This window comes from Labilibaculum euxinicum (assembly GCF_963678175.1).
GTDB classification, from domain to species: domain Bacteria; phylum Bacteroidota; class Bacteroidia; order Bacteroidales; family Marinifilaceae; genus Labilibaculum; species Labilibaculum euxinus.
The window spans coordinates 1,007,337-1,021,918 of the sequence record NZ_OY782756.1 but is presented as its reverse complement, the minus strand read 5'-3'; the positions used below and the strand labels follow the sequence as shown (position 1 = coordinate 1,021,918).

Genomic DNA, 14,582 nt, shown 5'->3' with positions numbered 1-14,582 from the left:
CTGAATTAAATCATTTCTTAACCAACAGATTATTAGTATTTTTTGGGGTTACTAAAAACTAACCCAATGAATACTATATTCACACCCAACAAAAACCATCTCCAAACCAAAGAACAAATTGGCTATGTCACCCGCCAGCAAGCCACCGAGGACGATTATCGTCGAATTGGTTTCATGTCCGGACTGGAAGTTCACCAGCAACTTGACACAAAAGAAAAATTGTTTTGTCACTGTCCCAGTGGTGTCTTTCACAAAAACGGAGCTTACGATGCTGAAATAATACGACATATGCGCCCTGCAATGAGCGAACTTGGCGGATATGACGGCACGGCGCTAATGGAGTTTAAAACCCGAAAAAACATTATATATCGTATCAACAACGAAACAGCCTGTACTTACGAGATTGACGATACTCCTCCCTTTAGAATTAATCAGGAAGCTCTAAGAATTGCCCTTCGAATCTCACTTTTGTGCAAATTAAATATCGTAGGTGAAGTACATATTACCCGAAAACAATATTTGGATGGAAGTATACCTACAGGCTTTCAGCGAACCGCAATTTTAGGTGTAAACGGACAAATTCAACTAAGCAATAAAAAGGTGAATTTGATACAGTTAAGCATCGAAGAAGACTCTTGCCGCGAGATTTCAGACGTTGGACATGAGCGATATTATAAAACAGACCGTCTTGGCACGCCACTGATAGAAACAGTTACCGCCCCCGAACTAAACACTCCTGATGAATTACGGGAAGCTGCAGAATACATCCGTTTTTTAAACAGAAGCACAGGCTTGGTCCGCACAGGAATGGGAGCAGGCCGCGAAGACGTAAATGTTAGTTGCAAAGGCGGATCGAGAGTCGAAATTAAAGGAGTTGCTCACAACAAATGGATTCCGGAACTTTCACACAATGAGGCTTTCAGACAATGGGCTTTGCTAAATATCAGAAAACTATTAATCGAACGAATTCAAAAAGAAGATTGGAGCATTCTCACACAAAAACTAGATTATCACGACTATAATTTCACATATGCCCCTTTAATTGAATGCAAAGAAAAAGAACATCAGATTATTGCTGTTAACCTTCCTGAATTTAAAGGATTACTATCGCATTTCACCCAGCCAGGTCAAAACTTTGCCGATGAAATTGCCCAGCGTTTAAAAGTAATTGCCTGTATCGAACATCCCAATTTAGTGCATTCAGAGCAAGAAGAAGAATTGCTGTCAAAAGAAGATTTTGGTAAAATGCTTGCCAAATTAGGATCAAATTCAAATGATGCACAATTAATTATTTGGGGAGCGAAAGAAGATATCCCTACAGCAATCGAAACAATAAAAGAACGTTGTAAAATGGTTTTTGATGGTGTCCCAAACGAAACACGCAAATCGTTGCCCGATGGAACAACAATCTTCGAGAGAGTTCTTCCGGGTGCCGATCGAATGTATCCGGATACAGACTCTGCACCAATTCCCCTATCGGATGAATACATCAATAATCTTGGTAAAGATTTACCAAATGATATTTGTGAGCGAATTAATCAAATGAATGAATGGGGAGTACCTAAAGATTCTCATCATTTTATTCTTAGTAAAGATCTTTATTCGATCATTAAAGAAATAACTGACAGATTTCAATTCGATCCTAAAAGTACCGCAATATTCTTTGGCCACACTTATAAAAACATCATCGGAAAATACAGCATCCATCCCGAATTCAATTACCGAAAATTAGTCGGACTATTCAAGTTCATTCACGATCAGGAATTACATCCAAACATTACACGATACCTGTTCCCTATTCTATACCAAAACCCAAGTATGGATTTTGCCTCCATGTTAATCAGCTTAAAATTTAAAAAAAGAAGTCTGGCCGAGTTGATCGCTCCAATTGATTTTCTGGAAGAAAAATTTAAGGACTTACATCCATCAGAGAACAATGAGAATGCCAGTCACTGGATCATGGGACAATTGCATCGTCAGGCAATTGGGAATATTGAATTAAGAGAATTAAGAGTAAACATCGACAAACGACTTAACTAATGGAAGATATTTTTCAAGGATACAAAGGGATGGCTCTTGAGACCCTAAAAAAATACAGTGTTCGGGTATGGGGCAAAACACATATTGTTACCACCCGAGGCGAATTCGACGGAACAATTCTACCGAGAGCAGAAAATGATGATGATCAGCACATTGTGCTTAAAATAATAACCGGTTACAACATTGGGATAAATGTTACAACTATAAAAGAAATGAAGGAAACCGGTTACAAAAAAGCCAATTATAAAGTTCCCGAAAAAAAATTTCCTTATACAGACGGACAACCAGCTGTAAAGCTGTTTGGAACCGGAGGAACAATCGCATCCCGGTTAGATTATAGAACCGGAGCTGTTATTCCGGCCTTTTCGCCAGGAGAACTTTATGGTTCTGTTCCTGAATTGGCTGATATATGTAATCTATCTACCGAAAAGGTTTTTGCTGTGTTCAGTGAAAATATGGGACCGAAACAATACATTTCATTAGCCATTGCAATTGGAAAAGAAATTGAAAACGGAATTGATGGAATTATTATCGCTCATGGAACAGATACATTGCATCATACCGCGGCCGCCTTAACCTATATGGTTCAGGATTCACCCGTTCCAATTGTTTTAGTAGGTTCTCAGCGATCATCAGATCGACCGTCATCAGATGCAGCTTTAAATTTAATGCACTCAGCAGTAGCTGCCGGTCACGGTGATATTGCAGAAGTAATGGTTTGTATGTTTGGCCCAACTTCGGATGAATATGGATTTTTGCATCGGGGAACCAGAGTGAGAAAAATGCATTCGAGTTATCGATCTACCTTCCGGACTCTTGGCGATACACCCTTAGCTACGGTTACCAGAAAAGGAGTTAAACCAATTAAAAAACAGTACAATCACCGACGAAAAGATCGAAACGTAAAAATCCTTCCTTACTTCGAAGAAAAAGTTACGATTCTATACTACTATCCTAATATGCAACCCGATATTATCGATGCATTAGTTGACTGTGGCTATAAGGGAATAATTATCGCTGGTACTGGCCTTGGTCATGTCAACAAACCGGTTTACCCAGCTTTAAAAAGAGCAGTTGAAAAAGGGGTTCATATATTCATGACCGTTCAAACTCTTTGGGGTTACACTCACATGTTTGTTTACGATACAGGACGAGACTTACTCTCAATGGGAATTGTTCCGCTTGATAATATGCTGCCCGAAGCCGCCTATATTAAATTAGGATGGACACTAGGCCAAACCAGCAAACGAAAAGAGGTAATTGACATTATGCAAAAACCCGTAAACGACGAAACAACAAAAAGAGAACCTTATAATGGATATCTTCTCTATCAGGGAGGAGTTCCTGAAGTAGAACAATTTGTTAAAAACTTTAGAAAATAGTTTAAACCCCGATTTTTTTTCGGGGTTACTTTTTGCTGATCTAAAAAAGATTAATATTTTTTTCTTACTAGAGGGAAACATTATTATTATCTTTAAGTACTATTAGAAAAAAGCCTTTATGAGTACTTTAGAAACGATATTTGACCTTGAACAATTTACCAGTTTAGTAAATAATGAACTAAATAATGGATTGCCTGGTTTCGAGGCTCAAAATTTAATGTCCCCGTCGATTCGGGATCACGCCCTTAAAACAAGTGATCCTAGTATTGCCAGGGATAGTAGTGTTCTATTATTATTTTATCCTCACAATGGTCAATTGTATATTCCTTTCATGAAAAGAACAACAGGAAACAACAGCCATAGTGGTCAAATTAGTTTACCTGGAGGAAAATATGAAGAAAGTGATGCAAATAGAACAATAACTGCAATTCGAGAAACAAATGAAGAACTTGGTGTCGACTGCAAAAAAATAAAAATATTAGGCTTCTTAACAGAACTTTACATTCCAGTCAGTAATTTTATGGTTTTACCCGTATTAGGATATTGCGAAAAAAGACCTGAATTTAAATTGAATGAATTCGAAGTTGAAGAAATAATCGAAATGCCTGTATCTCAACTATTAGGAAAAGAGAATATTAGCAATTTCACCATTAACAAAAACGGATTCGAAATTCACGCTCCTTATTTTCAAGCAAAAGAGCACAAAATTTGGGGAGCCACTGCAATGATTCTATCCGAATTAAGAGAGATGTTTCTTCGAGCCAGACTAATTCAGTAATACAATGTTTTGGTAATTATTATAACGTACCAAAATTTTATTCACATACTGATAAGGCTCCGAACCACGGCAATAACCATATTTCACTACCGGATCATTAAAAAACTCCGGTTTCGATTTATTCAATAAATAATAGTCGACACTTCCCTTCCATTGATCAGGATTCTTACCATTTTTTTCTGCCAATCGTCTTGCATCCAGCACATGTCCTAATCCAACATTATATGATGCAAGTAAAAATTTCAACTCATCCGTCTTGTCAGACAGAGTCTTGTCCAATTTCCCTTTTAAATATTTTAAATGCCTAACTCCGGCATCAACATTCTCAATAGGAGAAGAAAGTGAATCAACATCGTATCTATAAGCTGTTTCGGGCATCAATTGCATTAAACCAAAAGCACCAACCCATGATTGCGCCTTAGGATCAAAATTTGATTCCTGAGATATCAAAGCTGACAGCAATCTCCAATCCCAATTTATTATTTTCGCTTTTTCCTTAAGAAGATCATCAAAATCCGAAATCTTACCACTTTTTACAGTAAAATACTCACTTTGCATCATCTCTTCAATTCGGCTACTCTTAAAATATCGCTGGTATATTCGTTTGTATTCTTTCGTTTTTTGAAAATTCATTAACCACATATTAACATCATGAGTTAAATGATTCGCTCCTTTGCGCAATGCCCATGCCAGGTTCTGAGGTAAACTCACACTTGTCTTAAACTCAATACCCGGATAATACGAAGAATTAACCATCGCAACATTTTCATCTGCAATAGTATAATCGATCTCACCACTGGCTACCATCGATATCAGCCCCTCTTCCTCCAACATATCAACAACTACTATATCAATAGGCATTTTCATTTCATTAGAGAGTTTTACCAAATGCTCTTGAAATGATGATCCTGACTGTACATGAATTCGCTTACCTCCTAAATCAGCCTTGTTCCTAATGAAACCAATAGAATCATTAACAGGACTCCGCTGAATTAATACCTGCGGCGACTGACTATGAGGAATCGTAAAATTGAATTTCTCCATGCGATCAGTTGTCACTGCTAAATTCATCCCTAATAAATCCACATCACCTCGTTCCAAAGAAGCAAAAGCGGATACCAAATCATTGTTTACAGTCAGCTCCAATTTAACACCTAAGTGTTTAGCCAAAGCTTCCAGCATTTCATATTGAAACCCCATTGTATGCCCCTTGTATACAAAGTAATTGGTGGAATTGTAATCCGTAACCACACGCAACTTCCCACGAAGTTTTACATGCTTTAACTCCACAACTGGTTTCTCCTCAATCTGCAATCCAACCATCTTACGGTTTTGATTACAAGTCTGAAGAAAGACCATGAAAATCACGGGGATAAATAATTTTAAATATTTGATTCCAGACATAACTTTTTCCTTTCCTAATTAAAAATTAGAAAAAATCAGATTTCCAACCTAGAAATATTTGATTCCAGTTCTTGGTTTTTATAATAAATCCTTAATTGTAAAAAGTCCAGATTAGTCCATATTTTAACATGGCTGGATTGAGAGGGTAGTGTGGAGCAACAAAATAATTTTTACTGCCAATCGACGCGTTCATGTGCTCATACATAACAAATATCCGAGTACGTCTAATTCTAAAATTAATGTATACATCAACCTTAGGATAATCACCAATTTCTTTCTGATTCTGCAAAAAGAACTGTCCTGTTGATGGCATATAGTCAGGGGCATAAAATGCAGTATTGTAATGTACTGCAAATCCTACTTGAAGCCCAAGTGCGCCTTTAAAAAATGTATTTTTATAGTAATTATTACTATAGATTGAAAAAGTTGGTAATGGTAAAATTTTATCCTCAGATCCTTTTTGACCAACTAACTTTTGGTTTAGATAAAAGTTTCCCAACTTGAATCTTTTTTCTAAATATCCGGTCAATACCGTAATTCCTTTGCTTGTTTGTTCTGGAATAGTATCCAGTCCAAAATAAGTATAATTATCTATTTGGTTAATTTGCCCACCTATTTTTAAATTCCTTTTCTCATTAAAATATTCAATTCCAAGCTCTAATTCTGTAATCTTATCCAAATTCAAATTCCACTGCTGGTTATTTCCATAGTACTTAGAAAGAAGAAAATCAGGTGTTTTAGAATTTAATTTAGCAAGAACAGATACACCGTGATGAATTGAATCTTTTTTTCCAATCCATTTTGTTAATTCATATTTTAGCTCAAAATCATTTTGCTTATATCCTTCGAATACATACCTTCCGGTTGCATTCCAATTTAAAGATGAACCTGCTGAACTAAACAAACCGGCAAGAAGTTGATTATTATGAATTTTCGTGTCCGTTTGATGAAAAGAAATTTCCTTTACCGCTAATCTGGTGTTGTATTTTCCAAGATCACTTATAATTCCAAACCTAGCTCCCAAACGAATCCATTTGTTTTTATTTTCATTAAATACAAGCTGAAACGTATTTCTAATGTTTGAATATTCAACTTTATCAAATGTCGACTTAGTATCATAATAATAATGTGAATAAAAAGAATTGTCGATTATTGTTTCCTTGTATCTCCAACTATCTGATTCATACTTAAAATTATAAATAAAATTTATAGGATAAGAATAAGTTGTATCCTTCTCCTGAATAACTTCTCTTTCTTCACCAATGCCATAAGAATGATTCATGAAAAAATTAAAATTGGTCAATTTACTTTTAGCACCATCAAGCCGGACTTCCAAATTTTCCGGATCCTCACTTTTATCAGTTAAGTCAGTATCTTCAGACAAACCACCGTTCTCCTCATTATTCAGACTATTTTGATTCAAAACAAAATCCAACCCGTACCTTTCTTTTTTATAAGAAGAGAAAAAGCTAAAATCATACAACTTTGTTTTCTGATTTTGATACTGCCCATCACTGGAAATTAAGTTATAACTAACTCCTACATTCAAGTTAGGATTAATATTCTGTGTTTGCAACACTCTCAATAAATTCTCCGCTCGTCCCTTAGGGCCACCTGTTTCGTAATAAACACTTGTAAAAGGTGTGGTTGTATTAAAGAATACGATATCTTCCGGTTTAAGCATATAGTTTCTATAAGGCGAAAACGGTAAGAACTGTTCATTGACATTGCGATCTCTATAAATATTTGATAAGTATGGAGAACCTAAATTGCCTAAATAAGTATTGGAAATACTCTTTTTAAATATTGGGTTGTAATTATGTTGAGAGCCCAAAATTGTATCCAATTCAACTAATTCATTTCTCGAAGCAAAATCAGTGAGTTTCCAACTCTTTATAACAGATTTTACATTATTATAGCCTAAACTGTCAAGTTCATTACCTTCCTTTCCCAATTTACCTCTACTCCCTAATTTATCTCTTTGAAGATCATCAGGACCACCATCATACACCTGAGCATAAGAATTCAGACAAAGACAAACTAAAATTGTTACTAATAGGAAGAATTGTTTCATAGCCAACAAAGATAAACAAACTGTTATTAAGTTGAATGGATTGATTCAAAATATAGGTTAAAAAACCTTAGAGAGAGTTAAAGAAGAGAATATATTTACGATCTGTATTGAAATTCTGCTGTTAAAAATTTACATATATAACAAAAAAGAGTCTCATTCCATTGGAACAAGACTCTTTAAAAGTTGGCGTCGACCTACTCTCCCACCTGTTGGCAGTACCATCGGCGCTATCGGGCTTAACTTCTCTGTTCGGAATGGGAAGAGGTGGAACCCCGATGCAATAGACACCTAAAATCATTCATCTAATATTGAGCTTACACCCTCAAGATAATATCATAGACATATCAAAAAAATCAAAGTAAAAATAACATCCGAAAAAATTCAGAAATGAACACCGCACTCAAAAGTTTTAGGGTAATTAGTATTGCTCGGCTTTGACGTCACCGCCTTTACACCTGCAACCTATCAACGTCGTAGTCTCCAACGACCCTTAAAGGAAATCTCATCTTGAGGTAGGCTTCGTGCTTAGATGCTTTCAGCACTTATCCCTTCCGAACGTAGCTACTCTGCAATGCAGCTGGCGCCACAACAGATGCACTAGAGGTTCGTCCAACCCGGTCCTCTCGTACTAGAGTCAGATCCTCTCAAATTTCCAACGCCCACAACAGATAGGGACCGAACTGTCTCACGACGTTCTGAACCCAGCTCGCGTGCCACTTTAATGGGCGAACAGCCCAACCCTTGGGACCTTCTCCAGCCCCAGGATGTGACGAGCCGACATCGAGGTGCCAAACCGCTCCGTCGATATGAGCTCTTGGGAGCGATCAGCCTGTTATCCCCGGCGTACCTTTTATCCTTTGAGCGATGGCCCTTCCATGCGGAACCACCGGATCACTATGCTCTACTTTCGTACCTGATCGACCTGTATGTCTCACAGTCAAGCACCCTTGTGCCATTGCACTCTACACACGATTACCAAACGTGTTGAGGGTACCTTTAGAAGCCTCCGTTACTCTTTTGGAGGCGACCACCCCAGTCAAACTACCCACCACACACTGTCCGTCGTCAGACGTTAGACTCCAGATAAGCAAAGGGACGTATTTCAAGGTTGACTCCACAAGTCCTGGCGAACCCGCTTCATAGTCTCCGTCCTATCCTACACATTACTTACCCAAAATCAATGTGAAGCTGCAGTAAAGGTGCACGGGGTCTTTCCGTCCCGTTGCGGGTAATCGGCATCTTCACCGATACTACAATTTCACCGAGCTCATGGCTGAGACAGTGCCCAGATCGTTACACCATTCGTGCAGGTCGGAACTTACCCGACAAGGAATTTCGCTACCTTAGGACCGTTATAGTTACGGCCGCCGTTTACTGGGGCTTCATTTCAATGCTTCTCCGAAAATAACATCTCCACTTAACCTTCCAGCACCGGGCAGGTGTCAGGCCTTATACTTCAACTTTCGTTTTTGCAAAGCCATGTGTTTTTGATAAACAGTCGCCTGGGCCATTTCACTGCGGCTCTCATCGCTGAGAGCGTCCTTTCTCCCGAAGTTACAGGACTATTTTGCCGAGTTCCTTAGCCATGAATCACTCGAGCGCCTTAGTATACTCTACTTGACTACCTGTGTCGGTTTGAGGTACGGGCAGCTTTAACCTGAAGCTTAGAGGTTTTTCTTGGAAGTAAAATTAGGCACACTATCTGCGCTGCCGTAGCATTGCAGTACTATCGACTTTCAGCTCAAAATGCGGATTTACCTGCATCTCTCATCACGTACGGTCTTCAACGAACTATTCCGTCAGTTCGCGGTGCTTTCATCTCTTCGTCACCCCATCGCAGTTAAAGCCGGTACGGGAATATTAACCCGTTGTCCATCGAGTTCGCCTTTCGGCTACCCCTTAGGTCCCGACTAACCCTGATCCGATTAGCGTTGATCAGGAAACCTTAGTCTATTGGCGTGCGGGTTTCTCACCCGCATTATCGTTACTTATGCCTACATTTGCTTTTCCAGAAGCTCCACAATGCATTACCACACTGCTTCTGCGCCGCTGGAATGCTCCCCTACCAGTTAGAATAAATTCTAAATCCATAGCTTCGGTAGTATGTTTTATGCCCGATTATCATCCATGCAAGATCGCTCGACTAGTGAGCTGTTACGCACTCTTTAAATGAATGGCTGCTTCCAAGCCAACATCCTAGCTGTCAATGCAATCTCACCTCGTTAGTTCAACTTAACATACATTTGGGGACCTTAGCTGATGGTCTGGGTTCTTTCCCTCTCGTCCGTGGACCTTAGCACCCACGGGCTCACTGCCAGATATAAGTTATAGCATTCGGAGTTTGTCTGGATTTGATAGGCGGTGAAGCCCTCGCATCCAATCAGTAGCTCTACCTCTATAACTCTCGACTCTGACGCTGCACCTAAATGCATTTCGGGGAGTACGAGCTATTTCTCAGTTTGATTGGCCTTTCACCCCTACCCACAGTTCATCCCAAGACTTTTCAACGTCAACGGGTTGGGCCCTCCACTCTGGATTAACAGAGCTTCAGCCTGACCATGGGTAGATCACCAAGTTTCGCGTCTACCCCCACTAACTTTACGCCCTATTCAGACTCGCTTTCGCTTCGACTACGGACCTGAAGCCCTTAATCTCGCTAGTGAGGAGTAACTCGTAGGCTCATTATGCAAAAGGCACGCCGTCACACCAAAAGGTGCTCCGACCGCTTGTAAGCGTATGGTTTCAGGTACTATTTCACTCCTCTATTCGAGGTGCTTTTCACCTTTCCCTCACGGTACTTGTTCACTATCGGTCTCTCAGGAGTATTTAGCCTTACCGGATGGTCCCGGCAGATTCACACAGAATTTCTCGTGTTCCGCGCTACTCAGGATACTGCTGGAGGCATTTTGCTTACGTGTACGAGACTATCACTCTCTTCGGTGTGTCTTTCCAAACACTTCCACTTCACGCCATTTCTCTTATTGCAGTCCTACAACCCCTACATTGCCGAAACAATATAGGTTTGGGCTGATCCCCGTTCGATCGCCACTACTAGGGGAATCACTTTTGTTTTCTTCTCCTCCGGGTACTTAGATGTTTCAGTTCTCCGGGTTTGCCTCCATTGCTGGATACCTATTAAAATAGGTGGGTTGCCCCATTCGGAAATTCACGGGTCAAAGGTTATTTGCACCTCTCCATGACTTATCGCAGCTTATCACGTCCTTCATCGCCTCTGAGAGCCAAGGCATCCGCCATACGCTCTTAATTACTTCTTATTGTGTTAACAAAAATTAAATCCCGTTACCGGAATTCATCCCTGTTTCTTTACTTTTGTTACTTCTACTTTAATTTTGTTTCAATATGTCAAAGAACTTTAAATACACCATCGTATTTTTGTGGAGAATATCGGAGTCGAACCGATGACCTCCTGCGTGCAAGGCAGGCGCTCTAGCCAACTGAGCTAATCCCCCATAATCGTTTCACTCCAATTACAAATTACAAATCATTTAATTACGTTCTATTCGTAATCAATAACTCCTAATGGATAATTAAATAGTAGTCCTGCGCAGATTTGAACTGCGGACCCCTACATTATCAGTGTAGTGCTCTAACCAACTGAGCTACAGGACTATTACTACCTATCAGCTTAGCGGTGAAAACACCCTAACGCTATGGGTTATGGTATAAATAAATTTATGAAAACAATCAGTCAGGAAATACAGTCTAAAACTCTTATCGAATCTCAATTCCTATAGTACAATACTTCCAATCTCTAGAAAGGAGGTGTTCCAGCCACACCTTCCGGTACGGCTACCTTGTTACGACTTAGCCCCAGTTACCAATTTTACCCTAGGACGCTCCTTGCGGTTACGTACTTCAGGTCCCCTCGGCTTCCATGGCTTGACGGGCGGTGTGTACAAGGCCCGGGAACGTATTCACCGTAGCGTTGCTGATCTACGATTACTAGCGAATCCAACTTCACGGAGTCGAGTTGCAGACTCCGATCCGAACTGAGACCAGCTTTTGAGATTAGCATCCAGTCACCTGGTAGCTGCCCTTTGTACTGGCCATTGTAACACGTGTGTAGCCCTGGACGTAAGGGCCGTGCTGATTTGACGTCATCCCCACCTTCCTCTCACCTTACGGTGGCAGTCTCGCTAGAGTCCTCAGCTTAACCTGTTAGCAACTAACGATAGGGGTTGCGCTCGTTATGGGACTTAACCCGACACCTCACGGCACGAGCTGACGACAACCATGCAGCACCTTGTAAATTGCTCCGAAGAGAAAGCCTATTTCTAAGCCGGTCAATCTACATTTAAGTCCAGGTAAGGTTCCTCGCGTATCATCGAATTAAACCACATGTTCCTCCGCTTGTGCGGGCCCCCGTCAATTCCTTTGAGTTTCATTCTTGCGAACGTACTCCCCAGGTGGATTACTTAATGCTTTCGCTCAGTCACGCACGGTGTATTGTGCACAACGAGTAATCATCGTTTACGGCGTGGACTACCAGGGTATCTAATCCTGTTCGCTCCCCACGCTTTCGTCCATCAGCGTCAATGTTAGCTTAGTGAGCTGCCTTCGCAATCGGTGTTCTACGTTATATCTATGCATTTCACCGCTACATAACGTATTCCGCCCACCTCAACTAAATTCAAGGCTTTCAGTATCAATGGCAGTTCCGGAGTTGAGCTCCGGGATTTCACCACTGACTTAAAAGCCCGCCTACGGACCCTTTAAACCCAATAAATCCGGATAACGCTTGGATCCTCCGTATTACCGCGGCTGCTGGCACGGAGTTAGCCGATCCTTATTCTTACAGTACCTTCAGTTCACTACACGTAGCAAAGTTTATTCCTGTAAAAAAGCAGTTTACAACCCATAGGGCCGTCATCCTGCACGCGACATGGCTGGTTCAGGCTTGCGCCCATTGACCAATATTCCTCACTGCTGCCTCCCGTAGGAGTCTGGTCCGTGTCTCAGTACCAGTGTGGGGGACTATCCTCTCAGACCCCCTAAGCATCATAGTCTTGGTGAGCCGTTACCTCACCAACTAACTAATGCTACGCATGCCCATCTTTTACCTCCGTAGATTTAATATTCAAACCATGCGATTCAAATATATTATGCGGTATTAATCCAAATTTCTTTGGGCTATCCCCCAGTAAAAGGTAGGTTGCATACGCGTTACTCACCCGTGCGCCGGTCTCTAAGCAGCAAGCTGCCTATACCCCTCGACTTGCATGTGTTAGGCCTGTCGCTAGCGTTCATCCTGAGCCAGGATCAAACTCTTCGTTGTATAAAAACTTTTGTTATAATTCTGCTCTTGGATGTATTTATAGTTATCGTAATTCTTACTTGACAAGGTTTTATTCCCTGTATTTACCTAACTTGTTGTTTCCAATATTTTCAAAGAACTTCTGTCGGCTGTATACCCCTTACTTAAAAAGGCAACCTGTTCTAAAATTTCATTCTTAAACAAGACAGCCGTTGCTGTCTCTAAAAGCGAGTGCAAAGATAAAGAAATAAATCCCAAACCTGCAAATCTTTTTTCAACTTTTTTTTTCAGGACAATTTCGCTGTAATCCCCAAGTTTCCTAGGGTCTCACGAGCTCGTTAGCTCCCAAAGCGGGTGCAAAGATAAATCATTTATTTCATTATATCCTAATCCCAAAGTGAAAAAATTTCAAAAAAAAATAAAACCCGTTCCGGTGATAAAAAAATTACTCCCCAAATCACTCAAAACCCTGCTCACTTTCCGTTGAAAGCGGTGCAAAGATAAACCATTATTTTTCCCAATTCCAAACCATTCCATAAAGTTTTTTCACAAAAAGAAATAGCTGCCTGATAATCAGAAGCTATTTTTTTATCCGAATGGGAAAAACAAATTACAAAATTCAAATGAGAATGTCCAGACTAATGGTGAAGATTTTTTAATAAAAGTGATTTTTCTTTATCAAAGACAATATTTGGATATTGACTCTCTAACTTCTTCACATCACTTAATGTACTGGTAATAAACTCCTGATGACTGACCGTGTCTGGATTAAAGGGACGATGACTGGCTGCCAAAACAATTTTATCTACCCGTTTCATCACGGCAAGTGTTTCATTCTCCATATATGTATCAACGAAACGAGTCCAAATATAATTGACTGATGTGGTATTCATATGCAGCATGTCCTCTCCATAAAATCGATAATCTCTTAACTCATCCATAACAATTTCGTAAGAAGGAAAGTAAGACACCTGTTCAAACAACTCCACCAGCTGCTCAATCGCCAAAAGTAAAGTCGCTTTACTAAGCTGATTTCCATGTGCTCCATCTTTCCAATGGCGAATTGGACTCACCGTAAAAACTATTTTTAAATCCGGATTGAAAATTGCTAAAGAAACAATCAATTTTTTATAGAATTGGACAATTTCGTCAACATCCAGTCGGTAACGATGAAATTCCTTTGCTGGTAATTTATGGCAATTGGAAACTATCACTCCAGTATCAAGCAATTCATAAACCCAGGCAGTTCCGAATGTAATGTAAAGAACATCTGAATTTGCGAGATCTAATGATGACTTTTTAATTTCGGTATTGATTGCATCCAAACATTCATTCACATCGGCATTGGAGAATCGTCCGTGATGAGAAAAACTAAACCACATGTCATTGGCAAAATTTAAATCTTCTTCAGAGAATTTTTTGTTCTCGATTAGTATTTTTAAACTATTGCCTACACTGATCGGGTTATAAATTACTCCAAACGGATTGGTATTGACATCAAATTTATATTTGCTGAGCTGCTCACCAATATTCTCGGTAAAACAAGAACCCAGCATAATTGCTTTTGAATTGTAACCAAACTTATCCCGCGATGCTGGAATCTTTACCTCAGTTCTAAAAATTGTCATA

At 39.9% G+C, this 14,582-nt stretch carries 6 protein-coding genes, 2 tRNA genes and 3 rRNA genes; 3 read left to right on the top strand and 8 right to left on the bottom strand.

Annotated features, from left to right (window positions below):
- Positions 1-66 precede the first annotated feature (66 nt).
- From gatE to ACY0M5_RS04455, 3 genes are all read left to right on the top strand, one after another.
- Positions 67-2,040, top strand: a complete 1,974-nt coding sequence (gene gatE / locus ACY0M5_RS04465; protein ID WP_461630936.1) for a Glu-tRNA(Gln) amidotransferase subunit GatE — start codon at positions 67-69, stop codon at positions 2,038-2,040.
- Positions 2,040-3,422, top strand: coding sequence for a Glu-tRNA(Gln) amidotransferase subunit GatD (gatD, locus tag ACY0M5_RS04460; RefSeq protein WP_461630935.1), 1,383 nt, complete (start codon positions 2,040-2,042; stop codon positions 3,420-3,422). The genes gatE and gatD overlap by 1 nt, the downstream gene beginning before the upstream one ends.
- Before the next feature lie 118 nt (positions 3,423-3,540).
- Positions 3,541-4,200 (top strand): NUDIX hydrolase, encoded by a 660-nt coding sequence (locus ACY0M5_RS04455; RefSeq protein WP_461630934.1) that lies wholly within the window; start codon positions 3,541-3,543, stop codon positions 4,198-4,200.
- On the opposite strand, the gene ACY0M5_RS04450 is transcribed toward ACY0M5_RS04455, so the two are convergent.
- From ACY0M5_RS04450 to ACY0M5_RS04415, 8 genes are all read right to left on the bottom strand, one after another.
- Positions 4,189-5,604 (bottom strand): MltF family protein, encoded by a 1,416-nt coding sequence (locus ACY0M5_RS04450; protein WP_461630933.1) that lies wholly within the window; start codon positions 5,602-5,604, stop codon positions 4,189-4,191. The genes ACY0M5_RS04455 and ACY0M5_RS04450 overlap by 12 nt on opposite strands.
- A gap of 91 nt (positions 5,605-5,695) precedes the next feature.
- The gene (locus ACY0M5_RS04445; RefSeq protein WP_461630932.1) at positions 5,696-7,678 is read right to left on the bottom strand and encodes a putative porin; all 1,983 of its coding nucleotides are present in this window, start codon (positions 7,676-7,678) and stop codon (positions 5,696-5,698) included.
- 181 nt (positions 7,679-7,859) lie between these two features.
- A 5S ribosomal RNA gene (gene rrf / locus ACY0M5_RS04440) occupies positions 7,860-7,970 on the bottom strand.
- Between the two features lie 106 nt (positions 7,971-8,076).
- Positions 8,077-10,953 (bottom strand): 23S ribosomal RNA (locus tag ACY0M5_RS04435).
- A gap of 121 nt (positions 10,954-11,074) precedes the next feature.
- Positions 11,075-11,148, bottom strand: a tRNA-Ala gene (locus ACY0M5_RS04430).
- A gap of 86 nt (positions 11,149-11,234) precedes the next feature.
- Positions 11,235-11,308 (bottom strand) — tRNA-Ile (locus tag ACY0M5_RS04425).
- Between the two features lie 146 nt (positions 11,309-11,454).
- Positions 11,455-12,974 (bottom strand): 16S ribosomal RNA (locus ACY0M5_RS04420).
- Together the 16S, 23S and 5S rRNA genes with 2 tRNA genes alongside form the textbook arrangement of a ribosomal RNA operon.
- Before the next feature lie 617 nt (positions 12,975-13,591).
- Positions 13,592-14,581 carry a GSCFA domain-containing protein gene (locus ACY0M5_RS04415; protein WP_124994362.1) on the bottom strand — a complete coding sequence of 330 codons (990 nt, stop codon included), beginning with the start codon at positions 14,579-14,581 and terminating at the stop codon, positions 13,592-13,594.
- Position 14,582: the final 1 nt, after the last annotated feature.